General features: G+C 35.9%; 23 protein-coding genes. 7 read left to right on the forward strand and 16 right to left on the reverse strand.

Annotation, left to right across the window (positions count from 1 at the left end; genetic code table 11):
* The first annotated feature begins 67 nt into the window (after nt 1-67).
* The 3 genes from rpsL to ACFOOI_RS18745 all read left to right on the forward strand — a co-directional run bounded on the left by rpsL (nt 68) and on the right by ACFOOI_RS18745 (nt 1,704).
* Entirely contained in the window at nt 68-475 is a 408-nt protein-coding gene (rpsL, locus tag ACFOOI_RS18735) for a 30S ribosomal protein S12 (protein ID WP_379839598.1), read from the forward strand.
* Nucleotides 476-599: 124 nt separating this feature from the next.
* A complete protein-coding gene (gene rpsG / locus ACFOOI_RS18740) occupies nt 600-1,067 on the forward strand; it encodes a 30S ribosomal protein S7 (RefSeq protein ID WP_379839599.1) in 468 nt (155 codons plus the stop codon).
* Between the two features lie 136 nt (nt 1,068-1,203).
* A complete protein-coding gene (locus ACFOOI_RS18745; protein WP_379839601.1) occupies nt 1,204-1,704 on the forward strand; it encodes a hypothetical protein in 501 nt (166 codons plus the stop codon).
* Here the strand turns inward: ACFOOI_RS18745 and yaaA are convergent, their stop codons facing one another.
* The gene (gene yaaA, locus ACFOOI_RS18750; RefSeq protein WP_379839602.1) at nt 1,705-2,463 is read right to left on the reverse strand and encodes a peroxide stress protein YaaA; all 759 of its coding nucleotides are present in this window, start codon (nt 2,461-2,463) and stop codon (nt 1,705-1,707) included.
* Nucleotides 2,464-2,711: 248 nt separating this feature from the next.
* Here yaaA and ACFOOI_RS18755 point away from each other — a divergent pair, with 248 nt between their 5' ends.
* Both ACFOOI_RS18755 and ACFOOI_RS18760 read left to right on the forward strand, forming a co-directional pair.
* Nucleotides 2,712-4,601, forward strand: a complete 1,890-nt coding sequence (locus tag ACFOOI_RS18755) for a T9SS type A sorting domain-containing protein (protein ID WP_379839603.1) — start codon at nt 2,712-2,714, stop codon at nt 4,599-4,601.
* A 52-nt stretch (nt 4,602-4,653) separates the two neighbouring features.
* Complete coding sequence (locus tag ACFOOI_RS18760) at nt 4,654-5,625, forward strand: Gfo/Idh/MocA family protein (RefSeq protein ID WP_379839604.1); 972 nt, start codon at nt 4,654-4,656, stop codon at nt 5,623-5,625.
* A 2-nt stretch (nt 5,626-5,627) separates the two neighbouring features.
* On the opposite strand, the gene ACFOOI_RS18765 is transcribed toward ACFOOI_RS18760, so the two are convergent.
* The 6 genes from ACFOOI_RS18765 to ACFOOI_RS18790 are packed head-to-tail and all read right to left on the reverse strand — an operon-like array spanning nt 5,628 to nt 12,854.
* Nucleotides 5,628-6,149: a DUF2911 domain-containing protein gene (locus tag ACFOOI_RS18765; RefSeq protein WP_379839605.1), complete on the reverse strand. Its 522-nt coding sequence runs from the start codon at nt 6,147-6,149 to the stop codon at nt 5,628-5,630.
* 4 nt (nt 6,150-6,153) lie between these two features.
* Nucleotides 6,154-8,178 (reverse strand): ComEC/Rec2 family competence protein, encoded by a 2,025-nt coding sequence (locus ACFOOI_RS18770; RefSeq protein ID WP_379839606.1) that lies wholly within the window; start codon nt 8,176-8,178, stop codon nt 6,154-6,156.
* A 2-nt stretch (nt 8,179-8,180) separates the two neighbouring features.
* Nucleotides 8,181-8,996 carry a 3-methyl-2-oxobutanoate hydroxymethyltransferase gene (gene panB, locus ACFOOI_RS18775; protein WP_379839607.1) on the reverse strand — a complete coding sequence of 272 codons (816 nt, stop codon included), beginning with the start codon at nt 8,994-8,996 and terminating at the stop codon, nt 8,181-8,183.
* Nucleotides 8,997-9,000: 4 nt separating this feature from the next.
* A complete protein-coding gene (locus tag ACFOOI_RS18780) occupies nt 9,001-10,278 on the reverse strand; it encodes a murein hydrolase activator EnvC family protein (protein ID WP_379839608.1) in 1,278 nt (425 codons plus the stop codon).
* 11 nt (nt 10,279-10,289) lie between these two features.
* Entirely contained in the window at nt 10,290-11,129 is an 840-nt protein-coding gene (locus tag ACFOOI_RS18785) for a DUF4292 domain-containing protein (protein WP_379839609.1), read from the reverse strand.
* Between the two features lie 21 nt (nt 11,130-11,150).
* Entirely contained in the window at nt 11,151-12,854 is a 1,704-nt protein-coding gene (locus tag ACFOOI_RS18790; RefSeq protein WP_379839610.1) for a tetratricopeptide repeat protein, read from the reverse strand.
* 183 nt (nt 12,855-13,037) lie between these two features.
* Here ACFOOI_RS18790 and ACFOOI_RS18795 point away from each other — a divergent pair, with 183 nt between their 5' ends.
* Nucleotides 13,038-15,053 carry a glycosyltransferase family 39 protein gene (locus ACFOOI_RS18795; RefSeq protein ID WP_379839611.1) on the forward strand — a complete coding sequence of 672 codons (2,016 nt, stop codon included), beginning with the start codon at nt 13,038-13,040 and terminating at the stop codon, nt 15,051-15,053.
* Here ACFOOI_RS18795 and ACFOOI_RS18800 read toward each other — a convergent pair.
* The 8 genes from ACFOOI_RS18800 to ACFOOI_RS18835 all read right to left on the reverse strand — a co-directional run bounded on the left by ACFOOI_RS18800 (nt 15,050) and on the right by ACFOOI_RS18835 (nt 22,722).
* Nucleotides 15,050-17,029 carry a hypothetical protein gene (locus tag ACFOOI_RS18800; protein WP_379839612.1) on the reverse strand — a complete coding sequence of 660 codons (1,980 nt, stop codon included), beginning with the start codon at nt 17,027-17,029 and terminating at the stop codon, nt 15,050-15,052. The two genes, ACFOOI_RS18795 and ACFOOI_RS18800, sit on opposite strands and share 4 nt — an antisense overlap.
* 131 nt (nt 17,030-17,160) lie before the next feature.
* Complete coding sequence (locus ACFOOI_RS18805; protein WP_379839613.1) at nt 17,161-18,651, reverse strand: hypothetical protein; 1,491 nt, start codon at nt 18,649-18,651, stop codon at nt 17,161-17,163.
* Between the two features lie 126 nt (nt 18,652-18,777).
* Entirely contained in the window at nt 18,778-19,602 is an 825-nt protein-coding gene (locus ACFOOI_RS18810; RefSeq protein ID WP_379839614.1) for a tetratricopeptide repeat protein, read from the reverse strand.
* Nucleotides 19,568-20,398 (reverse strand): tetratricopeptide repeat protein, encoded by an 831-nt coding sequence (locus ACFOOI_RS18815; protein ID WP_379839615.1) that lies wholly within the window; start codon nt 20,396-20,398, stop codon nt 19,568-19,570. The genes ACFOOI_RS18810 and ACFOOI_RS18815 overlap by 35 nt, the downstream gene beginning before the upstream one ends.
* A gap of 6 nt (nt 20,399-20,404) precedes the next feature.
* The gene (gene yidD, locus ACFOOI_RS18820; RefSeq protein WP_379839616.1) at nt 20,405-20,833 is read right to left on the reverse strand and encodes a membrane protein insertion efficiency factor YidD; all 429 of its coding nucleotides are present in this window, start codon (nt 20,831-20,833) and stop codon (nt 20,405-20,407) included.
* On the reverse strand, nt 20,775-21,503 hold the full coding sequence (locus tag ACFOOI_RS18825) for a hypothetical protein (protein ID WP_379839617.1): 729 nt from the start codon (nt 21,501-21,503) through the stop codon (nt 20,775-20,777). Before ACFOOI_RS18825 ends, yidD begins: the two co-directional genes overlap by 59 nt.
* Before the next feature lie 170 nt (nt 21,504-21,673).
* Entirely contained in the window at nt 21,674-22,117 is a 444-nt protein-coding gene (locus ACFOOI_RS18830) for a hypothetical protein (RefSeq protein WP_379839618.1), read from the reverse strand.
* A gap of 104 nt (nt 22,118-22,221) precedes the next feature.
* Entirely contained in the window at nt 22,222-22,722 is a 501-nt protein-coding gene (locus ACFOOI_RS18835; protein ID WP_379839619.1) for a hypothetical protein, read from the reverse strand.
* Nucleotides 22,723-22,978: 256 nt separating this feature from the next.
* On the opposite strand from ACFOOI_RS18835, the gene ACFOOI_RS18840 reads away from it, so the two are divergent.
* Complete coding sequence (locus ACFOOI_RS18840) at nt 22,979-23,908, forward strand: hydrogen peroxide-inducible genes activator (protein WP_379839620.1); 930 nt, start codon at nt 22,979-22,981, stop codon at nt 23,906-23,908.
* A gap of 184 nt (nt 23,909-24,092) precedes the next feature.
* On the opposite strand, the gene ACFOOI_RS18845 is transcribed toward ACFOOI_RS18840, so the two are convergent.
* Complete coding sequence (locus ACFOOI_RS18845) at nt 24,093-26,300, reverse strand: metallophosphoesterase family protein (protein ID WP_379839621.1); 2,208 nt, start codon at nt 26,298-26,300, stop codon at nt 24,093-24,095.
* Nucleotides 26,301-26,341: the final 41 nt, after the last annotated feature.

Genomic DNA, 26,341 nt, shown 5'->3' on the forward strand with positions numbered 1-26,341 from the left:
TTCCTTACCTTTGCACTCCCTTTTTAGGGGAGAAAAATATTTTTTAATTAATTTTTAACAGTTTACAATGCCTACTATACAGCAGTTAGTAAGAAAAGGAAGAGAGACACTTAATTACAAGTCAAAATCTCCGGCATTGGATTCTTGCCCTCAACGTCGTGGAGTTTGTACAAGAGTTTACACTACTACGCCTAAGAAGCCAAACTCGGCTTTGCGTAAAGTTGCTCGTGTGCGTCTTACGAATCAGAAAGAGGTGAATGCCTACATTCCAGGTGAAGGTCACAACTTGCAAGAGCACTCAATCGTATTGATTAGAGGTGGTCGTGTGAAAGATCTACCGGGTGTACGTTATCACATCGTTCGTGGGGCATTAGATACCGCCGGTGTAAACAACCGTAAGCAAAGTCGCTCGAAGTATGGTGCAAAACGTCCTAAGCCAGGTCAGGTTGCAGCACCAACAAAAGGTAAAAAGTAACAAACATTGATCTTTATTAAACATCTTTAAATAGATGTATTGATATAGGGGAAGTAATGTTCAGGTTTTACCGAATGTGAATTAGTTTAAATCATTAAACGAAACCTTCTTAAAAATTTAAGAAATGAGAAAAGCAAAACCAAAAAAGAGGTACGTGTTACCTGATCCTAAGTTTAGGGATGTAACTGTTACCAAATTTGTAAACAATCTTATGTATGATGGTAAGAAATCTCTTGCCTATGCAGTGTTTTACGGAGCACTTGAGATTGTTGAAAAACGTACAAGCGAAAATCCATTAGAAGTATGGAAAAAAGCATTGAACAATGTTATGCCAGCAGTAGAGGTTAAAAGCCGTAGAGTAGGTGGTGCTACTTTTCAAGTACCTACTGAAGTAAGAGCTGAGCGTAAGCAGTCGCTAGGTATGAAATGGATGATTAACTACGCTCGTAAGCGTGGAGAAAAAACCATCACAGAGCGTTTAGCAGGTGAGATTATCGCTGCCTCTAAAGGTGAAGGTGCCTCAGTGAAGAAAAAAGATGATACGCACAGAATGGCTGATGCCAACAAAGCGTTCTCGCATTTCAGAATGTAATTTTTTTGGACTACGACATTATCACAGCCTTTGGCCTTTTGGTCAAAGGCTTTTTTGTTTTAAATTCTGTCTATAATCATTTTTTATTAGTACCCGCTCCTTTAAATTCATGTTTCAACCATAATATGAACATAAAATGACGAGTTTTAGAGTTAGACCAAAATTTGCTTTTGAAACCGATAAGCCATTAAAAGAGGTTTTGGAGCGAATGGCTAAAAACAATGGGTCTACGCACCCACATGTAGAAGGAAGGTTTTCTAAATCTCATGGTTTTTTTACCATCAAGGCATCTGAGCAGCATTTTTGGTCTCCTCAACTAAATATTTCTTTCGAAGAAACCGATCGGGACACTTTGATAATAAGAGGACGGTATGGTCCAAATCCTTCAGTTTGGTTAATGTTTCTTTTTGGCAATATACTCCTCGGAATTGCTTCTTTTTTTATAACCATCTGGGGCTTAGCTAAGCTTAATTTGCACCAAGACGCCACTATACTCTGGATTTTGCCATTTCTACTGGGAGGGTTCGTTTTTTTGTATATAATAGCTCAAACCGGGCAAAAGCTAGGTGTAGAGCAAACTTTCCAAATACATCATTGCTTTGAAGACTGTTTGGGAGAGTCAATTCACATTCAGTAATTACCTGATAAATACAAATTCGTGTTCGGATGAGGCTTTGTCATCGTATTCGTAGTTTCCGTAGTTAAATGTTTTTAGGCTTTCGGCGGCATCTAAGTTGTGGTCTAAAATGTACCTTACCATCATTCCTCTGGCTTTTTTGGCGTGGAAACTCACGACTTTTAGGTTCCCATTTACAAAATCCTTGAAAACGGGGGTAATCACCGGGGTTTTTAGTTTTTGAGGTTTTACTACTCCGAAATATTCTTGTGAAGCAAGATTAATAAAAGGCTCACCTTCAGCTAGTTCCTCATTTATAGCATTTGTGATTTTGTCATCCCAATATTTATAAAGGTTTGGTTTTCTTCCGATTTTCAAAGAAGTGCCCATTTCCAATCTATACGGCTGAATCAAATCTAAAGGCTTTAATAAACCATATAATCCAGAAAGAATCCTCAGTTTATCGTTCATTTGTCCAATCTTAGCTGAATCTAAAGTATATGCATCTAAACCCAAATACACGTCTCCTTTAAAAGCAAATACAGCTTGTCTTGCGTTTTCTTCGGGGTTTTCTAAGTCTCTTAATTGATTCCTTTCAAAATTAAGTTTAGATAAAGCTTCCGAAATACTCATCAAATCAGAAAGTTTTTTAGCTGACTTCTTTTTAAGTGACTCATTTATTATTTTTGATTCTTCTAAAAAACGTGGCAAAGAATGCTCATTGGTAGGTAAAACTGATTCAAAGTCTAACGTTTTGGCTGGCGAAATTACTATCTTCATTTACTAAATATCTGGGTTCAAAAATTAAACAACAAAAAGGGGGGTAGGGTTTCAGTGGTATGAAAGTTATTCCATGTTTTTATACCTTTTCCTAATCCATTTTTTCCAACATACGAAGTATTTATTTTAAAAGTTTAATAGAGATAAAATTCAAGAAAATCGATTTTAATAATTATTTGGTACCGTTTATATAGCCTTAGGCATGAATTTTGAGCGATTATCTTTTTTTTTGACTTTAATTCGCATACATGTTTACAAGAGTATTTGGGATATTATTTTTCATTTTTTCGGGAACCGTAGTTTTCGGCCAAGACTTTATTTTGGATTGGCAAAAGGCATATGGTGGTGAAAGAAACGAGATTGCTTATGACGCTGTAGAGTGTACAGATGGCGGATTTATAGTGGTAGGTTCTACAACTAGTAAAAACTCATTTGATGTAAAAGACTCCCAAGGTTTTGATGGAGCAGGGGGTAGTGATTTTTGGGTAATTAAGGTTTCGGCAAAAGGAAATTTGGAATGGACCAAAACCTTTGGTGGCTCAAAAGAAGATATAGCCACAAGTATAGTAAAAACTATCAATAACGAATATGTGATTCTGGGCTCAACACTCTCTACCGACGGCGATGCTAGTAGCAATGGTATAAATGGCGGACTATTGATGGTAAGGCTAAAGCTCGATGGTAGTGTAGTTTCAAAAAGGATGTTTAACGGCGGAAATAGTTCAAGTTCGAATTCATATCAAGCTACAAATAGTTTTTCGAAACCTACCTTAAAAGTGTTGCCAAGCGGCCAAATGGTAGTAGGAGCTACACGATCTATTAATGCAAGTCCCTTTTCTAGGGCTGATTTTTATTTTGCTATGCTTACTCCTTATGGGGATACCATGTGGGAGAAAACCTATGGTGGTGGTTTAGAAGATTACCTGAATGACATAATTCCAACCTCAGATAATGGATTTTTAATGGTAGGTACCACACTTTCATTAGAGCGTGATATTCCGGGTGCGGGTCAAGGATTTTATGACGGTTTGGCTATAAAAATAGATGCGTCTGGAAGACAATCTTGGGCAAAAGGCTTCGGTGGGTTAAGTTTGGATGTTTTTCATTCTGTAACAGAAATTGGCAGTACCAGAACCTACGCGATAGCCGGAGAGTCTAGCTCTACATCTGGAGTTTTAGGTAGTTCTTTGGGCGAAAAAGATGGTTTAATTGTAAAAATAGATAATCAAGGAAGTCTTCTAAGTGCCACACGAAATGGAGGCACAGGAAATGATGGTTTTTATAAGGTGCTCGAAAGCTCTGATGATAAGCTTTATTTTATAGGAACGAGTGAATCTACTATAGGAACAGTAAAGCCCAAAGGTACCCTCACCGATGTTTGGGTACGTGTGGTTAAAGCTTCCACAGGTCAGGTGCTATACGATAGGTTGCAAGGAGGGGCAGATATCGATTTGGCCCGAGGTGGAACTTTCTCAAAAGATGGGGTGCTATTCTTGGCCGGAAGTTCCCGCTCTACAGACGGAGACTTAAACCTGAATAGAGGTCAATCTGATTTTTGGTCACTTACGCTGGATACACCGCCTCCTGTGGTTTTTGGTAGGTTTGAGTCATTTTTAAATGAATTTGAAGAAATAGAATTATTGTGGACTACCACGTATGAGCGTGGCTCTCAATATATATATGTTGAAAAAAGTGACGATAATAAAACTTTTGTAAGGCTTGATGAAGTCTTTGCAGCGATAAACTCGAGTATTACCAAAACCTATAAATTCAAAGACAAAAATCCTGTAGTAGGTACAAACTATTATAGGCTTAAATACTCGGACCAAGCAGGTAAAACATACGATGGACCTAATTCAAGTTTTAGATTTGTGCCTTTGGCCAATGAGCCACTTCCTAACCCTGAGATAGTTGCATACCCCAATCCGGCTACAGACTATTTAATATTGGAATCTTCTGTTAAAGACTTTAAAGTTCAATTGGTTGATGTACAGGGGTCTGACTTCGGCGTTACTGTGATGGAACTCGATCGCGATACCTTTAAAATTACATTTAATCAAGGATTAAAACCTGGCGTTTATGTTTTAAAAGTCAGCAGTCCCATTTATAAGCAATCAAGAAAAATAGTTATCAGATAATTATTTTACGTTCAAGGTTTGTGGACGCATATAACTTGCCTAAATTTGAGCAATGGAGAAAAAAATAAAGTGGGGAATAATAGGTGCAGGGCGAATTGCTGAAAAATTTGCATCAGATTTAAAAAGTACAACATACGGCGAACTGTTTGCAGTTTCGAGTACATCTTTAGCACGAGCACAAGACTTTGCTCTTAGGCACGATGCAAAGCATGCCTTTGGAAATTACGAAGAGCTTTTCTCCGTTGAAGTTGACGTGGTATATGTAGCCACTCCTCATCCATTTCATTTACAACATACTTTACTTTGTTTAAACAACGGTACTCCGGTTTTGTGTGAAAAACCATTTGGTATGGAAGAGAGCGAAGTGAATCAAATGATTACCACAGCTAGAGAAAAAAAGGTGTTTTTAATGGAAGCAATGTGGACGCGTTTTTTGCCAAGCACCCTTAAAACGTTAGAAATAATACAATCAGGGGTTTTAGGTAAAATAATCACTCTCCATGCAGATTTTGGTTTTAAAGCTATAAAGGATTTTGAAGGCAGAGCTTACAACCAGAAGTTAGGGGGAGGAGCTTTGCTCGATATCGGTATCTATCCTATATATTTATCTTTATTAATTTTGGGGTATCCATCTGCTATCAAGGCTTCAAGTATTTTTGCTCAAACCGGTGTAGATGAAACCACATCGATGCTTTTTCAATATGATAATGAGTCAACGGCATTGCTAAATTGCACATTTGGGTGTGATACTAACTGTGAGGCTATTATATATGGTGAACTTGGAAAAATAACGATTCACACCAAGTTTCATGAATCCAAAAAGGTGACCTTACACCTCAAAGATCAAGAACCTGTGGTTTTTGACTTCCCTCGCGATACTTTTGGGTACAACTATGAAGCAGACGAAGTTCATGCATGTCTACAAGCAGGAAAACTAGAAAGTGAAATTTTCCCGTTAAGTGCAAGTCAAAAACTTATTCATTTGTTAGATAAAACCCGAGAAGCAGCCAAAATATTTTATTAAGTTTATCTGATTGGGATATTCAAAACTGTATTTTCCCAACCCAAATAAAAGTTTAAGCCGTTTTCCTCTTTTTCGAGTTTAATTGTGAGTTGCTCTATTGGCTTATCAGAAGTTTCTGCTTTTACTTTAAATCTAAGGTAATCTGCTTTTTCATCGTAGTTTGTTCCCCACTGACCTGTTTCGTTATTTAATATGACGGTCCAGTAGTTAGGTGAAGGAATGGTCCAAAGGCTGTATTTTCCAGCTTTTACTTTTCTGCCACCGAATGTACCAAAACTAGTAAATTCGATTGTTGTTGCTTCGTTAGCTCCTGTTCTCCAGACTGTTTCGTATGGCACCACCGAACCAAAAATTTTGCGGTCTTTTTTTAATGGCCTGCAATACCCTATCTCAACTTTCCCTTTTTTGGTGTCTCCTTTTATTTTCTCAAAAGGGCTATGGCTTTTTGTCCAATATCTGATTGCAAATAAGGTGATTACCAATACTCCAACTGCAATAAATAAGATGTTCAGTATTTTTTTCATTGAATTATATTTTAAATGTTTTTGAACCAGAGTCGTAAAGTGATATCAGGTTTAGGTTATAGTTTTTGTTTTGTTCTTGTAGGTTTTCTATGTACCATTTTTTATTGGAGCCATCTATTATTATTTGACCTTTATAGTGTTTTAGGATTTCTAAATCTCTAATGGCATCATTCGAAATCATAAGATAGTCCGCTGTCAGGTCAAGGTCTGAGATTGCATTTTGATCAAGTACCCATTGCACCTTTAAGTTTTCTTTCGAAATTTTTAACATACTTCTATTTTCACTCGAAACTCTAGTTTCTGCTTTGATTCCCATGTGGTCATAGTAGTTTTTTAAGTGAAACTGTGTAATCAAGGGGTCATCAATTAACTCTTTAGTAGAAATAAAATTTGCTTCTCTTTGGTCTAAAATACTAATTCCATAACCTCTAGGTATGTAGTGAAAGGTAAGCTCGTTGCTTTGGTTTTGCTCGTAAGTCTTATATATTTTTTGAACACTTAATATTAATACTAAAACACTTGCTGCTATAAGTGAAAGTTTATTTCTTCTAGTGAAAAAATGAATTATTAAGCCGATAAACATAAAAAGCAAAATAACAGAATATGTACCAAGTTCCAGACGCGTAGTAGTTGAGAACTTTAAATCAGAAATATAAAACACCAAGTAATTGAGCACTGCTATGAGCGTTTTGAAAATATATACTAAAAAAGCCCCTATAAACGGCACCTCAAAGAGTAAAATTACAAAGATGCCAACTGGTAAAATTAGCATACTTAATATTGCCACAATGGGGTTTGTTAGTAAGAAATAATTCGGAAATTGATGGAAATAATACAGACTTAAAGGAAATGTAAGCAATTGAGCTGAAAATGAAACCAAAGAGATTTCCCAAAGCCAGCGTAAGTATTTGTTTTCTATTTCAAGGAGGTTTCTGAGTCGAGGATAGAGGAAAATGATGCCAAAAACAGCTAGGTATGACAGTTGGAAACCCACATCGTATATCCAATTTGGGTTAATAATTAATAACACAATTGCAGAAACTAGTAAAACATTAATAGAGTTATGGTCGCGTTTTAAAAGTGGTGCTAATTGTATAAGTGTAAACATAAAAGTGGACCTACATACACTTGGGCTAAGGCCCGTAAATAAAGCATACAGCCACAATACACCTAAAACTGCTACCGTAAACCAGATTTTTTTAGGATTGAGAATCTTTCCAAATATTATTTTTAAAATAAGAAAAAGAATACCGACATGAAGTCCTGATACTGCCAATATATGTACTGCCCCGGCTGCTGAATAAGACTGTTTAGTTTCAAAGTCTAGTCCTGATTTTTCGCCGGCCACCAATGCATTTGCTACTCCTAGTGCTTTTGGATTGTCAAAAACTGTTTCGAAAATTTCTTGGGTGCGATTGTTTAGGCCGTAGGCAAATTGAAATAACGAACTAATTGGGGCTTTGCCGGCATATTTAAAATCTCCTTCTCGGAGAAACTGGTGCGTATAAATATATTTTTTTTGAAGGTATGCTTTGTAGTTAAACTCCAAAGGATTTTTGGGTGCTTCTATTTCTCTTGGAGAGCCTTTTATAAGATATACCTCACCATATTTAGGCAAAACGCCCATGTCTTTTGAGAAATAAAGCAAAGTTTTTTCAGCTTTTTTTTGCCAAAGGCTATCCGTTTTAATTGCTAGTATTTTGCCTTCTACTTTATAGGTCTTAGGTTTTATTTCGGCAGGAGAATTAATTTGGACTAGGTAAGAACTAAATGCTGATCCAGATATAGGCTTTGAAGCGTTTATGCCAATCGAATGAATTTTTGAAATAACTACTCCAAACAAAAACCAAGTGACAAATGTGAGGTTTTTGAAGATACTGTTTTTGTTACGAATGAATACAAAAAACAAAACCAACAAAGAAGTTACGAATAGTCCAATGCTGATTTTGAATGGTATAAATGACTCCAAGACAATGCCTGCCACAAGCATCACTAAAAACAATAGGGCAGGCGTAGACTTGAATTTCATGCTCAATACGATTCTTTTTGGTTAGGGAAATCTCCTGACTTTACGTCTTCTATATATGAGGTAAATGCACCATGCATTATGCCTGCAAGGTCGGCGTATCGTCTTAAAAAACGCGGTGAAAAATCTTTGTTTATTCCAAGCATGTCATGAACCACCAATATTTGGCCGTCGCATCCGTTTCCTGCTCCAATTCCTACCGTCGGTATTTCAATTTGCTGGCTTACCAAAGTTGCAAGTTTGGCTGGTATTTTTTCTAACACTAAAGCAAAACAGCCTAGTTCTTGTAAAAGTTTGGCGTTTTCTATCAATAATTCAGCCTCTTCATCTTCTTTGGCTCTTACCGTGTATGTTCCAAATTTGTAGATAGACTGTGGCGTTAAACCTAAGTGGCCCATAACAGGAATACCCGCACTTAAAACACGAATTATTGATTCTTCTATTTCTTTTCCGCCTTCCATTTTTACAGCATGGGCACCAGATTCTTTCATGATTTTGATAGCTGACCTCAAAGCTTCCTCTGAATTACCCTGATAGCTACCAAAAGGAAGGTCTACCACAACCAATGCTCTTTTAACTCCCCTTACTACACCCTGGGCGTGATAAATCATTTGGTCCAAAGTTATGGGCAAAGTGGTTTCGTGACCGGCCATTACATTTGAAGCCGAATCTCCAACCAATATTAATTCTATACCTGCGGCGTCTACAAGTGTAGCCATAGAGAAGTCATAAGCAGTCAAACAAGCGATTTTCTCGTTTTTCTTTTTAAGTTCTTTTAGTGTGTTGGTTGTTACTCTTTTTATTTCAGAATGTACTGACATACGATTATTTGTTTACAAGCCAAGGCTCGGGGTTAAGTTTGTCGAAATTATGCCAAATTTGGAAATTAATTTCATGATATCCATCTTTTTTTGCGGCAGTGCCTAAAGCTTGGTTAATATTTACTTCTTGATTTATTCTCACATTTACAGTCTCAAGATTAGCATAAACCGTATAATAGTCGCCGTGCTGTATAGCCACCACATTATTTAATCCAGGTATTTGAGAAATATCCAAGACCAGACCTTCAAAAACTGCTCTTACAGTAGCTCCGTTTTCGGTTTGAATATCGATGCCGTTGTTGTCTACTTTTACGCCTTTTAGTACCGGGTGGTTTTTCACTCCAAATCTATCTGAAATAAAGCCATTGACGGGCCAAGAAAGGTTATGTTTTGCAGCCGCAAAATTTTTAAATTTCTTACTACTATTGGTAGCATAGCTAACGGTTTCTTTTTTCTCGGGTTCAGCAGCCTTGGTTTTAGACTCTGTCTTAGCGGTTTTCGTTCTGGTTTCTTCTATCTCTCTTCTTGATGCCGGTACTTTCCGAGTAGTTTTTTCTGCTGTAATTACCTTAGAAATTAAGCTATTAAGGTTAGAAACGGCAGCTTTCGACTTTTCTAGTTGGGCTTTTAACTCTTCTTCTCTTTTACTTAAATCTTCCAAAACCAGACTTTGTCGGTCTTTCAATACCGCCAGATTTTTATTTTCTATTTTTAGCTCTTCTATTAGTTGCTGTTGGCTTATTTTTTTGTGAAGAAGCGTTTTTTGACGCTCGCGGAGCATCTCCGCTATTTTATTGATTTGTACTAATTGTTGCTTTCTGTTTTCAGTATATTGTTCCAAATACTTATACCGCATAAAAAGCTCATTTATAGAACTTGAAGAAAAAAGAAAGCCTAGTTTGGTAAGTTTACTGCTATTTTTTGACTCTTTATAAAGCATTTCTGCGTATTCGTGTCTCAGATTTTTGAGTTTTAATTCCAATTCAGATTGAGCCTTTTTTAGCTCTTCCATCTCTACCTTTATCAGGTTTATATCTTTTGAAACCAATTCGATTCGCTTCTCTTGGTTGTCTATTTGTTCGCCAATTGCTTTTATTTCGCCTACACTACTTTCTTTCTCTTTTTGGGTATTGTTCAGGATTTTTCTAACACTTGCTATTTTTCGGAGGTTGTTTTTTTTCTCTTGCTCAAGCGATGCCCTACTTTTTTTAGTTTGTGCTTGGGCAGCCACAAATGTGGAAAGCGTTATTAATAAGAATATTATTTTTTTTAGGTACTGCACTAATTCTGGAATTAAAATTTAGGAAGTGGCTCAATCGAATATCCTTTAGGAATATTAAAAGGGAACCTAACATCTCTATCTAAAAAATCAAATTTAGAATGTTCTATCTCTATACTTACGTTAGGCGAGCTCGGGTTATTGTCTGTATTTAGTAACACTAAGATAAGCTTAGGTATCAGTTTTTCATCTGCTTTGGTATAGCTTTTATAGGCTATTTTAAGATTTACATCTGAGTTAGTGTCGTTTGCTTCTATTTCAAAAATACGGTTAAGCTCTAAATCAAATTTGTTTAAAACTTCTACCGTGTTTCTTTTTTGAAAAACCTGATTAAAGTTAGGGTTTTTAGTAAAAAGATCTTCGCTGTTTATAGATATCGGGAGGTTTCCAACCAAAAAGGATTGCAACATTTGATAAGTGATTTCAAAATTGAACTGTTTGCTCAGTTCTTTAAAGCTCGCCATGTATGCTTTTCGATTTAGCCTGTCTAACAAAAAAATGGAATCTTTTGTGATACTTGCTCTTGCTGCTTCTAGACCGATAGCCACCGAAATCCAGATGGTGCTGTCTTTTTTGATATGTATGTTTGCAGGTATCGACTGATTTAGCTTTTCCGACTTTATGCTAATTTTAGATTTGATCTTAATACTTTCAAAATTTGTCTCTAAAGTTTCAAAATGAACCTTAGGAATAGCTTCAATAGCCTTAATTGTATCTATTTGAGAGGGTTTAATTTCTTCAGGGATACCGGGGTTCGCTGTAATTACTACCTCGTTTTTTTTGAGTTTATGACTTTTGCAACTTGTAAAACCAGCTACAAAAATTGTTATTATCAGTAGGTTTAAGAATTTCATTTATGGTTTATTATTTTAGGACTAGATACCTTCGTTTAGTTTTTTGTCTAAAGTGGCGTCTTCTGGAGAAAGAGTTTTTGCTTTTTCCCAATACGTTTTAGCTTCTGTTTTTAGGTTTAATTTATATAGAATATCTCCTTTTAGGTCAAATATATATTTTGAGTCCTGAGGTGCATTTTTTTCTGCCTCATTTATCTCTGTTAGTGCTTTTTTGAAGTCGCCCGTTTGAGCCAAAGTTTGTGCATAGATGGCCAAATAGTCGCTTTCTTTTGGTTTAATACTAATAAGTTTTTCGGCTAAAGACTTGCTAACCGGTAGGTCTTTTTTTAGAACCAATAAAAATTTACAATACCCAAAAAGAGCCTGCTCTTGGTTTGGATTTTTGGTTAATATCAACTGGTATGACTTCTCTGCTTTTCTGTAATCTTTGGTAATAGCATACAAGTCAGCCAATTGGGCTTGAATGTGCGTACTGAGCTCAAGATTTTGGGTGCTCAATGCAGCTGCCTCCTCCAATGAGATAATGGCATCCTCATATTTTTTGTTTTGTGTGAGGGCAAAACCGTTATGATACCAAAAGAAACCTTGATTTGGGTAATATTCTAAAGCTTTTTCAGAGTGTTTTTCTAGGTCTTTCATAGACCCTATTTTTGTGTCAAGCTCTACGATAGCCAGCCATGCTTCGTACAAACCTTTATTTAAATCAACCGCTTTAAGATAGTTTTCCCTTGCTTCTTTGAGATTAGCTTTTTTATAATTCAAATCACCTTTTATTACATAAAGTGTAGCTTCGTTAGGATTGCTTACTGAAAGTTCCTCTGCTATTTTTATGGCGGTGTCGGTTTCTTCTAAGCTAAGTTTTCCTTTTGTGCTGCCAATATAGTTAAACAAAAGTTTGATTTTCATTGAGGCCGTCAGGCTCTCCGATTTCAATGCATTGTTAAGTAACTCTAAGCTTTGCTTGGGAGATTCTATTTTAAAATAAATGTCAGACAGTAGGCCATACGCTTCGCCAAAGTTTGGAGCATCTGCAATTGCATTTTTTAGCATCTTCTCTGCCTCATCCGTTCTGTTGTTGGTGAGCATTATTTTCGCTTGCTCCAGTATATACGCAGGGTCATTTTTTACAATTTTGTTGCCTTCTTTTAAGGCCGCATCAACTTTGTTTTTTGAGAGTAGCAACATTTGTTTTCTCTGACTCGCTTCTTCAGAATACCCGATATTTTTTTCGATATCATCAAAAACTCTTAGTGCATCTGAATCTTTGCCTTCTACTGATAGCACTTCTGCAAGTTTAAAATAATTAGCAATTTTGTTTGGACTAATTTTAATTAGTTTTTTAAGCACGTTTGCCGCTTCTTTAAATTGTTGGTTGTGGTTTAGAAGAAGTGCGTATTGCTCTAGATAGTAAGTGTTTTCTTTTTCTATTTCTACGGCCTTTTCAGCCGATTTCTCAGCGAGTTGCCATTTTTCTAAATTCGTCTGACTTTTAGACAACATAAAAAATGCAGCACCTGACTTTGAGTCCTTTTCGGTCAGTCCTTTAAAGACGGTTTCTGCCATTTTAAAATTTTCGATGTTGTAATATTTCATACCATCCATAAAAGTCAATTCGGCTTTTAGGTCGTCAGCGGCCACAAGATTATCTCCTTGTTCGTCTACCGCATTTTGGGAGTAAGACGACAATGAAATGAACAGGCAAAAAATAACAAGACGTATTGGCATAATATATGTTTAGGTAGTTGTAGTTCGTGTTTTTTTAAATAAACTTATTCAAAACCCTATGTTTGGGTGTTGCTAATTATTTATTTTTGTAAAATCAAAGTACAGCAAAACGTAAATTTCACGAATTTGTTACAAATTATCAAACCTAAAGGCTTTTGATTCTAAAGAAAACGTGCATTAACAATGGCAAAAAAAAGTAAAAAAACGATTAATCCAGAAATCTCCGAAAATATAACTTTAGACGCTCCGTCTACTTTAAAACCACTTTACGTATTTTTAGGTTTGGCCGTAGGAGTTTTTCTTTCGTATGCTATGGTTTGGCAAAACGGTTTTGTATGGGACGACGACCCTTACATAAAGCTAAATGAAGCCGTTAAAACCTTTGATTTAAACTCTTTACTTACGGGTTTTCATGTGGGTAATTATCACCCGCTTACCATGCTTACTTTGGCTTTAGAGTATTTGTTGGTGGGCGAAAGTACTTGGCTGTATCATTTTAATAATTTGGTGCTTCATACTATTAATAGTTATTTAATTTTCAAGATATTACGTTACCTGGCTTTTTCTGAATTTGTAGGTTTGATTACCGCAGTTTTCTTTGCTCTTCACCCTTTACACGTGGAATCGGTGGCGTGGGCCGCAGAGCGTAAAGACGTACTTTATACTTTATTTTTGTTGCTTTCGTTTTTCTATTATTTAAAAGTAAAAAAAGAAGAAAAAAAGTCATTTTATGCGATTTCACTTGCCTATTTTGTGCTCGCTTGTTTATCAAAAGGTATGGCTGTAGTGCTTCCTGCATTGTTAATTATTACAGATTGGTGGATTTTAAAGAAGCCTTTTTCAGTAAAAGAGCTTTTAGATAAAATCCCGTATTTTGTCGTTACTTTAATTTTTGCTTACATAGCTACTCATGCCCAAAAAGACGCCGGTGCAGACGCCACCGCTGTTATCAATGCAGCCTATACGCCTTTTGAAAGATTTAAGATTGTATCTTATTCGTTTTTGATGTATTGGGTAAAGGCAATTTTTCCAGTTAATTTGATTCCATTTTATCCGTACCCTCCCAAAATTGACGGCTCCATACCGGGTATTTTTTCATTAGCTGCACTTGGATTTATTTTGTTTGCAATAGCCGCGTTTCTTTTAGGTAGAAAGAATAAGCTCATTTGGTGGGCGGTATCGTTTTTTGTAATTGCCATTTCTACCGTTATTCAGATTTTGCCTGTGGGTAGTGCCATATTTGCAGATAGATACTTTTACCTTTCTTCCATTGGGCCATTGTTTTTGTTTGCGTTGGGACTTGATTATTTAAAGAAGAAAAGTTCTATGTTTCAAGGTTTTGGATATTTAATAGCATTGATATTTGCTGCCATTACTTTTTTCCAAACTACGCACTGGAAAAACCTATATACTTTGTTTAAGCCCGCCGAAGAGTCTTACCCAGAAGACGCTATGGTTTTGAGTAACTTGGGCTGGTATTATTTAGGTATAAATGATTTTCCCATGGCCAAGCAGTATTTACAAAGGGCTGATAACAATGGATTTAAAAATGCCGATGTATGCCGAACTTTGGGTTCTATGTTTGTGGATGAGCAAAATTATCCTGAGGCACTTAAATACATTGAAAAATCGCGAGAGTTTTTGCCGATTTCTTCACGTACTGAGTGGCTTACGGCACTTGCTATGCTTAGGACGGGTCAATTTGAAAAAGCTCTGCCTTATTCAGTAAAGGCGATAGAACAGAACCCTACTGATTTTGATTTCCTAACCACGCATGCTCAAATACTGACGGAATTAAAAATGTATGATAAAGCGGAGGCTACTAATAAGGAAATAATTAGGCTCTATCCTGATAAATACGATACCAGGCTAAACTTAGCTTTTTTGGAAAGGTTACGAGGAAACCTACAAAAAGAGATAAGTATGCTCGATAAGCTAATTTCATTGGCTCCAAGTTATTTGCCTGCTTATAGAAATATTGGGGTGTCTCTTAGCGAACTCGGAGAAAACGACAAAGCCGTAGAGTATTGGCAGAGGGCTATTGTCTATGACACCACGGGTGATTATGAGTATAATATCGGAATAAACTATGCCAATAGAGGTAAAATAGAGGTAGCTAAAGAGTATTATATTAAAGCAGCCAAAAAAGGGAAGCCTGAGGCTATTCAGATATTAAAAAATAACGGTGTTTCTTTCTAAAAAATGATGACAAACATTTCACCCACTGTGTATTTTTGTTTGGTTAGCGGGTGATAAGTGAGCTTTTCTTGGTCTGTTATTAGACAGTCAAAGGACTCTTGTTTTTCGGGGAAATGAAGTTCTGGAAATGGATTGATGTGTTCGAATTTCTTATGGGGGTTCATAACCCAAAGTGGGTATTCCATGGCATCAAAACCTATTTGTAAGCCTATATTTTGACAGTTGTCTTTTTCTAATATGCTTTTTATTTTGTTGTATTCTTCAAACAAATACGGTTTGTTTGCAAAATATTGCTCTGTTCTACTTTGTTTAAATATCCCTTCTCTAGTATTTAATAAGTTTTTCTTTTTTAAGAAGAGATACGCTTCTTTTTTCTGATTTTCAGATAAATGTTTTTTGATTAAAAAGCTGTTGTTAAAGTTTTTGTTTTGGTCTAAATAAAAAAGCTTTAAAGAGTCAATAAACGGTTTTTGAGTAATCGATTTGTCAATTTCAAGCATATTGGGTGGCTGATGAAGCAAGTTTCGTGCGGTTTTCTCGATGACCCAAATAGGCTTTGATTTGTTTACAAAAATTAAAAAAGTACTAAATGCTAAAGAGACTAAAGTAAAATATCGGAGCTGACGCTCTGAAAATGTCAACGCAAACCAAACACAAATCAAACTTGAAATAGGTAATAAAAGCCGCTGATGCATGGGCTGATATTTTAACAAAAAACTAAAAGTTAAAAAGCCAGAAATACAAAAAAAAGCAATTAAGCGTGCGGGCTTTAGTTTTTGCCAGTTTTTGAAAAGTAAAATAAGTGCCCAAACTGAAAGTATAAACCCTAGGAAGTAGCCGATGTTATCTTCGGTATATCCAAAAAAAGCTTTAAACTTTACTTCTCTATACGTATTTACGGGAGAGTCTATCTTTAGATTGAAAATATCATGAAGCCACACAATAATACTATCAATGATATTGTTCCAAATATTAAACGGCAGCCCAAGACTATTGGCTAAATTTCGTAATGCGTTAGAATATAAATTTTGAATATTAAAGGTAGAGTTTAATACTTGGATGTTTAATTTACTATCGCCACTTGGTCCAAACACGCCACCAAAAGTGTGATAGTTTCTATAAAAGAAAGGCGTAAAAAAGAATAAAAAAGCCAATACACCATATGCTGCAATGTGATAGACAGCCCTGAAATTTCTGACTGTAAAGTAGATAAGTATAGGCAAAAAGAAAATCCAAACTGAGAACTTTACCAAGCCACCTAAAGTAAGCGACAAGACAAGCCAAAGTCCGTCAGATTTCTTTTTGGTAAAATTAAAATATTGAAGTCCGAAATATAAAGCACTTAAATAAAAGAAAGTGGCAACGAGGTCATTTTGAGTGGTGGTAGCCTCTAAAATTGCCATTGGGTTTGAGCAAATCAAAATACCCCCTAATAACTGTATATTTTTAGAAGTTGTAAATTTAGAGATTATAAGTGAAATGCTTAATGATGAACCTAATAGGGCGAAAAGTTGAATAAGGTTAACGAAATAGTCATTTCCGAAAATTAAGATTAAGTGTAAAGAAAGGTACTCCGCTAATGGGTTGTAATATAGCTGCCTTAGTATGCTTGTAGGGTAGTGTTCAATATTTCCATTTTGGATCCAATGCATCACCCTAGCCAAGTGATAGGCCATGGAGTCGTAGTTGTTTGGTGGGGTAAAAATGGCGAGTATCGCTAGTAAACCCAAGACACTGAACCAACAGATATCAATAAATTTTGGCTTGTAGTATGTTTGTGGTGTTTTGAACCTAAAAAAAACAAAAACTACTATTAAAAACAAAAGCCAAAATACACGAAACACTCCGCTCGAAATGATATCAAAAAAAGAAAATAGTTCAGTTGCAATATAGGTGACGGCAAATAATAGAATGTATATTTTGACAAATACTTCTCTGCTGATGGTGATACGAAAACGACGTATGTTCGGGTACATTTACCTGAGGTTATCTTCTAAAACTATTAGGCTACATCGAGCCAAAATTTAAAACTAGCAAAAGCTCCCCCAATTTATGAAATAATAGTTCTATTTTTATTTTACGGACGAAATAGAAATTTGAAACTAAACTAATTTGAAGGTTTGCTTCTCTTTTCAGCGTTTAGTTTTATTGACTTTTCTATGCTTTTAGGAGCAAGTTTTCTGGCATAAAATGAGTTCATATCGCCGTGGTATTGATAGGCCTCTCGTTCGGTATATCTTTTCAATAGATTCTCATGTATGTCGGTATATGCATCAAAAACTTTACTATTTTGGTTTTTTTCTAAAAGGAAAACATTACTAAGTTTTAGGTCTTTGGTTTGGTTTTTTAGGGTAGGGATAAAGCCCGAAATGTAAATAATAAACAATAGAATAAAAGATGGGCTTTTGATAAAAGTCTTAAAGTGTTTAACAGCTACAGAACCAAACGAAAAATGTAGAATTAGCAACGGAAGAAGTGTAGATTTTATTAAAAAGTCATTGTAATACCCAAGTTTCAATATTGAAGCAACAGAAAGATAAATTAGCACACTTATTAAAATAGCCCGATTTTGTTTGACCTTAAAAATCAAAAATAATCCGAGCAGGCCAAAGTTTAACAATATGAAAATTAGGTAAGCAAATGGTCCATTTTCTCTTCCAATAGCGGGTAGGACTTCAAACTTTCCTGACATTTGATTACTCCCTAAAAAAAATAAAATTGGTAAGCAACTAACTATCACCAGCAAAAGGCTGAAAATCAATTTGTATTGTTTAAAAAGATAGAAGTCGCTTTTGTTTATACCATTTATTATCACATAAAAAACAAGTATACTTGTAATACTCATACTAACAAATGGCCCCCAAAGTACGGTTAATGGAGCAATCAGAATCGCTAAAATCGGCCATTTATGATTTTTGGTTTCAAATAATATCAGTCCCGCAAATATAAATGAGGGAATAAGTTGGTGAGGTTCCCATTGTAAGCCTTTAAAGAAATCGTGCAGCCAAAGGTTATTGCCCACGTGGACGTATTTTGAATAAAAACCAAATGTGATAAAGTTCAAAAAGAAAATAGACGGAGTAGATACTAATAAGCCTAAAATTATTTTTTTAAAATCAAACTCAAAATAAATGATAAACCACATTAATCCCACAAAAACGCCAAGAGTTAAATAGGCAAAGTTTGTAAATAATAAATAACCGCCTAATATTTTCGAAATAAGCACTGGGGTCAAATAAAAACCAAAATAGTATGCATAATAGGTGTGATTGTTTTGCAAAGTGGCTGGAAAGGCGTGCTCGTATAAGTCGTTAAGTCGGGCATTATGTGTCCAGAAATCATAGCATTGCGGAAAATATCCTCCTGTGCCCGATACTACAACTATTATTGCCGATAATATCAATACTGTCAATGCCGATTTGAGTGGAACTCCCGATGTTTGATAGGCGTATTTAGATCCGACATACCAAAAGTATGAGGCTAGTAAGGGTGGGATTGTTAAAAAATTATACGGGTTGTCTAACCAACAAAACAAGAAAATAATATTAGGCAATAATAAATACAGTATCGTTACGATACTTAAAGTACGTATGTTCATTTCAGTGTATTAGGGGGTGTTTGTGCTTACTAGGTTATATAAGAAAAAAATATTTACCTTTAAATAACTTTTTAACGCTGCAATATACTGAATTAACTTAAAATTCGTTAATAGCCTTTTTCTATTTTAATTAGGTTGGATATTATCCAGAAGTTTGTTGTAGATGGCAAATCGCTTTTCGTCTATTTTTGCCTTGGCTATTATCTCTGCTTTTTTAAATCCTCCTTGGTAATATCTTTGAAACCAAGGCAATACCGCAAATGCCGCATCTAGTGGGCTATTTACAATCGCCGAATGAATACCAAGTGTAAGCAGGCCGCCGGTTAAGATGAATGAATTGAGGCCGTTTTTGATGTCGCCCACGTAAAGTTGGCCCAAGCCGGGGATAATCATACTGAGTACTTTGGCTGTTTTGGGTTTTATTCTGTCTACTTTTTTATTTTGAACAAAAAGGGAATTGATTTTAGTGGTATCTGAGGCTACTTGATTAAAAGAGTTGCGGGACGCTTCAAACTCGTTTTTGGCGAAGTAAATAATGGCTTCTAACGTGTTTTTTTCTTTTTGCTGCTCTTCGGTTAACGCTTCTGGTAAATTGTAAATTTCAATAAGTGCATAGTCGTATTGTTTCAAAATCAATAGACTAGCCGCTTTTTTTAATAAATGATCTGACTTTTTTTCTTCGTTTGATTCTGAAAAATAAGCCAAATCAAAATAGGTAGCTGCTTCGTCGTATTTTTCGGTTTGAAATAGGCAGTCCGCTATTTTAGGGTATGTTTGGTTTGTGTAAACGCCATTTTTGTCAAAAAAAAGTACTCTTTTGTAAGATTCCGTTGCCAGTTCGTAGGTTTGGTTGGTGTAAAGCGAATCTGCAAATCTCAAAGTCTCAGAAAGGCTTTGGGCGTTTACAAAAATCGAATTAATAATACAGATTAAAGTGAGTACTAGCTTCATGCTGTAAGGCGTTGATTTTCTTTTTGTTATAGTTTTTTGCTGACTTTACGGAACCGTATATATTGCCTAAGTAAAATCCCAAGCCAATGCCTCCATACACCCAGCCGCGGTAGTTTTTAAATCCTTTGTTACTAAAGTTTCGGTACGACTGAAATGCCATTCCTCCCACAAAAATCATGGAAACGAGGCCGTCTTTCCAGTTTTTGGTATAGGCTTTACCGCTACCCGGTATTATGGTAGACATTATTCCAGCGAGAGCAGGACTTTTCATTTGTGATAGGTTGCCTCGGTCAAGTATTGAAGCGTAGTTTTTGGCGAGGTAGTTTTCCTTGTTTTGGATTTTAGACAAATAGCCATTGGCGGCTTTAAAGTCAGACTCAAATATACTAACGGTTGTGTTTAGTAATACTTTTTCGTCTGCCGGAAGGTTTTTGCTTTCTTTCCAAAATTCTCTCGCACCCATCCAATCCTGTTTGTTTAGTAGTAGTTTTGAGTACTCCAAAGCAGTATCAAATGGCAGTGCACTTTGGTCTGGGAATAATTGCAAAGTTCGCTTAATTCCCAAGTCAGTTCGGTTTGATAAGCGATAGGCCTTTAAAAGGTTTAGCTTAAGAGTATCATCTGCGGGTTTTAGGTATACGAGTCGCTCATACTCTCTCGAGGCTATCTCGTATTGACCTGATTTTAGTAGGTATTCGCCAAATTTTTTTGAGTTTTCAAACGAAAACAAATCCTGTGCAACTACTTTATGAAAGGAAGCAAAAAAGCAAATATAAATAAATAGTCTTTTGGTCATTTAGGTTTATTTGTTTGTAGACACCAATTGGATTTTTGATTCGGCTCCTGGCTCGTCTTTAAGCAGAAGTGTTTGTTTATCTAGCTCGTAGTTGCTTGGCGAAAGGCCATTGCAGCGGGTAAGCCTGTCCATTGTCATTACACCGCCTTTTACCATTCCGAATTTTTTTACGGCCAAAATTCCATATTCCGAACACGATGGCGTAAAGGTACACACCGTAAGGTCTTGGGAAGAGAAGAAGGTTTTGTACATCAAAAACAAGCCCGAAAACGTGGCTTCTATTTCATTTTTGTTTCCTTTGGCTTCGGTATATTCTCTTTTAATATTGCCATCTGGCAATACTTTTCTGTAGAGCGAGACCGAGGTGGCTTGGGCGTTACTTTTTTGCGGCAGCAGTCCTAGTAATAGGAAGCTTATAACGATATATTTCATCATCGGTATTTTGGTCTATTATTACATTTTTGTAGGTAGTCAGCTGTATATTTTTGTTTCCTTTTTCGCCGTAACTTATCATCGTTACTTCAGACGGAAACTCTACGCCTTTTACGTTTACATATTTCTTAAAAAACTGACGCGAAACTATATTTCCTTTTGGGTCATAGAAAACCATGGCGTCTAGTTTTTTATTAACATTCAGCATTTTTATATTTCCAAATAGCTTTTTGAAGCTTTCTTCAGCTGGCACAAAAGTAGTCATTATGCCTTTAGAGGTTTTCTCTACACTCGCTATTTTATAGATAGATTTTTCGTTGGCAGCGGGTTTGAGTCCATAGTCGGATAGTTTGCCGGTTAGGGCCAAGTGAAACGCAGTAAACTCGGGTATAATTAGCGACCTGCTGGTGCTGCTTATAAGGTTTTTGTCGTTTATGGTATAAAGTACAGTGTCTTGCGATACAATGGTTTCTTTTTGAGGAAAGTGTAGCTGATATACGATTTTTTTGTATAGTTTGTCGTAGTATACTTTACCCATAGTGAGCCTATATGTGCCATTAGCTAGCTTGTCTTTGATAGATATATCGGCTTTAAATCTATAAAACTGCTGGGCTTTAGAGCTGAATAAAAACAGGGAAAATAAAACGATTAGTAAGGAGGTTTTTTTTAACATTTCAGATGGTTTGGCTTATTTCTCTATTTGATAGAAAGTTAAACTTTGTTATGCAAAAATAGCATATTATATGGCTTTAACGAATTTGAGGATTTAAAATTGAAAAGCGTTTAACAAAAAAACCTAAGACAGTTGGCCTTAGGTTTTTTATAATGAATTATTAGAAATTTTTAGATTGCACTAGCTGCAGCTCCAAATATACTTGCTACGAATATTAAGTAAATTACGATACCTGCTCCCCATCCAACTAAACAACCTATTACGGCTTTTTTAGTAAGATCTTTGTCGTTATCGCTTAAGATATAAACTAATAAGATACCGATAACACCCAGTACACAACCCCAAAGGAATGGAGGAATGTTAGCAGGAAGGTCACCAGCTAAAAACGTAGCACTGTTTTCGTTAGAAAGTTCAATGCCAGAAAGTAACTGAGCGTTTTCTTTTTGGATAGACTCCAAAGTAGCACCTTCGTTAGAATTCACATAGTTTTCAATTTTGTTAAGTTGGCTAAACTCTTTGTTTAGGTTTTGCTCATCATAGTTGAATGTGTCTTCAGCAGAAGCCGCTGTAAATGAAAGAGAAAGGATAGTGAGTAGGGTAAGGATTTTTTTCATGATTTTAGAATATTTAATTAAAAACTATACAATAATACTTAAATAAAAATATAAAACAATGTTGGGGTTTTTATTTTTTTTGTAAAAAGTTCCCTGTTATTAAATTAAAACTTAAACGTAACGCCTATTGAACTTAAAGGAACTCCCGCTTCAGCAAAAACACCGATATTTTCTTTAATTGAATATCTTAGACCAGCATAAAGTCCACCAAAAATCCTAACACCTACATCATTAGTTCCTGAGTAGTTGTCACCATAAGATATTGCCTTTATTCCACCAGTGATACCTATATAAGGGTCAATTTTGCTCTCGTCAATATTTAATGGTTCTGCAAGGTATTTTCCTAAGTGAACACCAACACGAGCACCACCAAGTATGTAATTTTGTTTCCATCGATACCCTACTAAACCATAGCTTCTTCTTGAGTACGATCCAATTACACCAACCGAAATAGCATCAGTAACGCCAATGTCAAATGAACCGTTTAAGCCAATACCATACCCTAAACCTAAACCTAGGTTAAGGTTTTTAACGCCTTTGTCAAAGCCTTGTGAGTACGTTGTGAATGAGGCCAAGCAAAATAAAACCAACAGAATCTTTTTCATTTTTTAAAATTGAGATTTTTGTGACTGAGAATATTATATTATGATTTCAAATCACGTCAAAAATACGCTTGGAAGTAATTTTATTCAAGATTTAAACGCTTAAATTTTATTTAACGGAAAGAAGATTTAAATATTCACCTAGATTTTGGCTATTTCCAAAGGTTAGGGATAATGTTTTTAGCACTTCGAAATTATAGACTTTGTCTATTTTAATATTTTATTCATAAATTTGATTTATATATCAAAAAAAGACTCAATGAATATACAGCAGTTAGAATATGTGTTAGCAGTAGATAAATATAGGCACTTTGCAAGAGCAGCTGAAGCGTCTTTCGTGACGCAGCCTACATTGAGTATGATGATTCAAAAACTGGAGGACGAATTAGACGCCAAAATATTTGACAGGAGCAAACAGCCTGTAATACCTACAGACATCGGCGAAAAAATGATTACCCAAATTCGGCAGGTATTGGCTGAAATAGATCATTTGAAAAATATCAGTAACGAAGAAAAAAATATAGTGGCAGGAGAGCTCCGCATCGGAATTATCCCGACGATAGCCCCGTATTTGTTGCCTATGTTTTTGGGGAGTTTCAAAGATAAATATCCCGATGTGAAACTGAAGATTTCGGAAAATATCACCCCGACTATTATTCAGAAATTAAAAAATGGAGAGCTAGATGCAGGAATATTAGTAAATCCTGAAGACGGCGATAGTTTCACCGACTATGCATTATTTACGGAGGCATTTGTGGTTTACAGTCCCAAAAACTTCAAGAAAAAGTATCTTTTGGCCGAAGATATTGATATTTCGGAGCTGCTATTGTTGGAAGAAGGGCATTGTTTTCGATCTCAAATATTGAAGTTTTGTGAGCTGAGCAAAATGCAACATAACAATGTGGAGTATTCGTCGGGGAGTTTAGAGACACTTAAAAACCTTACAGACCGACACTTAGGCATAACCATTTTGCCCGAAATGGCCACCTTGAATTTTTCTGAGCAGGATAAAGCAAAAATAAAGTACTTTGCATCGCCCCAGCCGATCAGGAAAGTAAGCCTGCTCACGCACCGCGACTATATCAAAAAACGACTGGTTTCGATTCTTATTGAAGAAATCAAAAATAACCTCCCCGCCGAAGCTAACAACCCAAGCGAAAACGTGGTAGGGTTTAAGCTGCGGGAGTGAGAATGGACTTCAAATCCTATACATTTCCCTAAAAGCCATCATCCGGTTCTGTCAGCCACGGCCGAAAGTTGGGTAGGAGCGGAGTGACTTGAAGTAAGTTATTCGTTGGTAATTATAAAAAAATGGCCAAGACAAAGCCTTGGCCACAGGAAGTTAGGATTGGTAGAAAATATTTTTTTTATGCCTAAAGGCCTGCTGGTGGGCAAATGATACTTGGGTTTATGGTTGCACTAAATATTGCCCCTAGCTCTGCTTGAAATAAGATGCCTGAGCCAGTTGTTACTAGGTGATTTGCGTTTTTAGCGATAAATGAAACATTCGCCAAGTTTTTTATTTGACTAGTGCTGGTTATTGTTCCTGATGAGTAGACGTATTCGGGACTTGGAGTCGGGTAAAACTTATTATTTATGGTCACATTTCCCCAACAAGAACCGTTAAAGGTAAATCTGTAATCATTTTTTATACATCCGTATTGGTCTGTAATCGAATAAATAGCTCCTATATCTGGAGTTATCACTGGTATAGAGGTTGTTGTGTAAGTACCCACTAAGCCTGAATATTGATTTATGAGTTTATACGTAGGGGTTGGAATTGGCCAATCTATTGGTGTTGTTATATTTTGAAGGTCAGTGCCATCTGTTTCAGATATTTGTAAAACATTTGGTGGGGTAATATTTACATCCTTGATGATGGTAAACTGGTCTCCAACTATACCATCCTCATCTATAAATTTTGATATAAGTACATTATCTTTCACTTCAATATATACAGATCCACCTTTTTGGTCTTGAATAGTACCTCTGTCTGAACTATTGGGAATATTAAATTGGGCACCGTTCAAGGCTAAATGCCCTTTTAAGTTAGTCCCGTCCGGGTTTGAATGTGTGGATTGTTGAAGCTGAGCTGAAGATCCTGCTACCACATATACAATTCCTTCATTTGCTGTCGTAATGTCCGATGATTTTATATAAGGGCAACTTCCTTCACTGTTATAAGAGCCACTTGAGGTAGCAAAAGAATTTAAGTTCGGGTTGAGGTTTGGGTTGTTATGAATAGTTGGATTATATGTGTTTTCAGAAGAATGATGTCCTTTTAGCAATTTTGACCTTTCATAAGAATGACTGTGCCCTCCAATAATCAGGTCTATTTTGTAGTTTTTTTCGTCAAGGTATTTTACTAAGTTTTCCCTAATTCCTTTTAAAATAAACTCATCTGATTCAGTTAAATCAGAATAGTGTCCTCCACTTCTGGCATAAGGAGGATGGTGAAAATACATAATAGTCCACTTTTGGGTGTTTGAATTTAGATCAGCTATAAGCCACTGCAGTTGCGGATTATTAGTGTTTGTATTTGGTGCATTTGGCATATTTGCAAAAAGCATATAGTTGTCGTAAAAACCGTAGGAGTCAAGACATACAAAATGGATATTGTTGTGATTGTAAGAATAGTATGCTTTATTGTCTGAATTGTCCGAAGTTGAATATTTGCCCTTATAACCGTTAGTGGGAAGTTTGAAAATATCGTAATAATGGTTAGATTTTAAAATTCTTGAAACTGAATTTGCTAATCCAAATTGATTAATAACTGTAACAGGGCCGCTGCTTAACTGGTTTTGGTTTTCTAAAATCGAAATTTCTGGAAAGCTAATAGGTCCACCTTGGTAATAGTCATGATTTCCGATACATGGCATAATGGGAGTTTGCTTCATTATGTGATTTGATGTGGATATCCCAATGTTGTCATCATCATATTTATCAAAAAAGCCTGATTGATATTCTGAGTCAAGTCCAAAAGTGTATGCATTGTCTCCTAGCAATAGCCACAGGTCTAGTTCTGCTGCACTTGGGTTTGCTGCTTGGTAGGTTTTAAAGCCATTTATTACATTATCATGTCTGTGAATATAACTCCCTTCGCTAGGGTCGCCCGTAATCCATATTTTAGTAGTAATAGAATTGTCAAAATTTGTTGGAGGGGTTCTAAACGTGTATTTGTCTCCAGCTTCGATAACAGAATTTGGCGTGCTACCCACACTATAGTAGTATCTTTGGTTGGCCGTTAGTGTATTTAAGCTTATGTGATGTTTGGTTGTTGCAGTAACTTCGTTTATACAAAAAATTGCATTATTTTCGGTGGTTATCATGTTTGTGCTGTAACATACCCTTCCTATTTCTGTAATGTCTGTCTGCCAAACTAAGTCCATTGATGTAGGGCTTGGCAGTTGTAAATATGGCCCACGCGTTATATTTGCAGACGAATAGTTTTTTTTATTAGAGGCGTTAACTTGTTCTTCTAGGTAAAATATTTTACTTAAATAATTCTCAGATTTTTGCGGTAGTTGTGCCTTGGTAAATATGGAAGAAAATACTAAGAACGAAAATATAAGGAATTTCATAAAAAACTCGTTTAAGAAATATCAAATTCTATTTACAATAA

The organism is Lacihabitans lacunae (genome assembly GCF_042649125.1).
Taxonomy (GTDB): Bacteria; Bacteroidota; Bacteroidia; order Cytophagales; family Spirosomataceae; genus Leadbetterella; species Leadbetterella lacunae.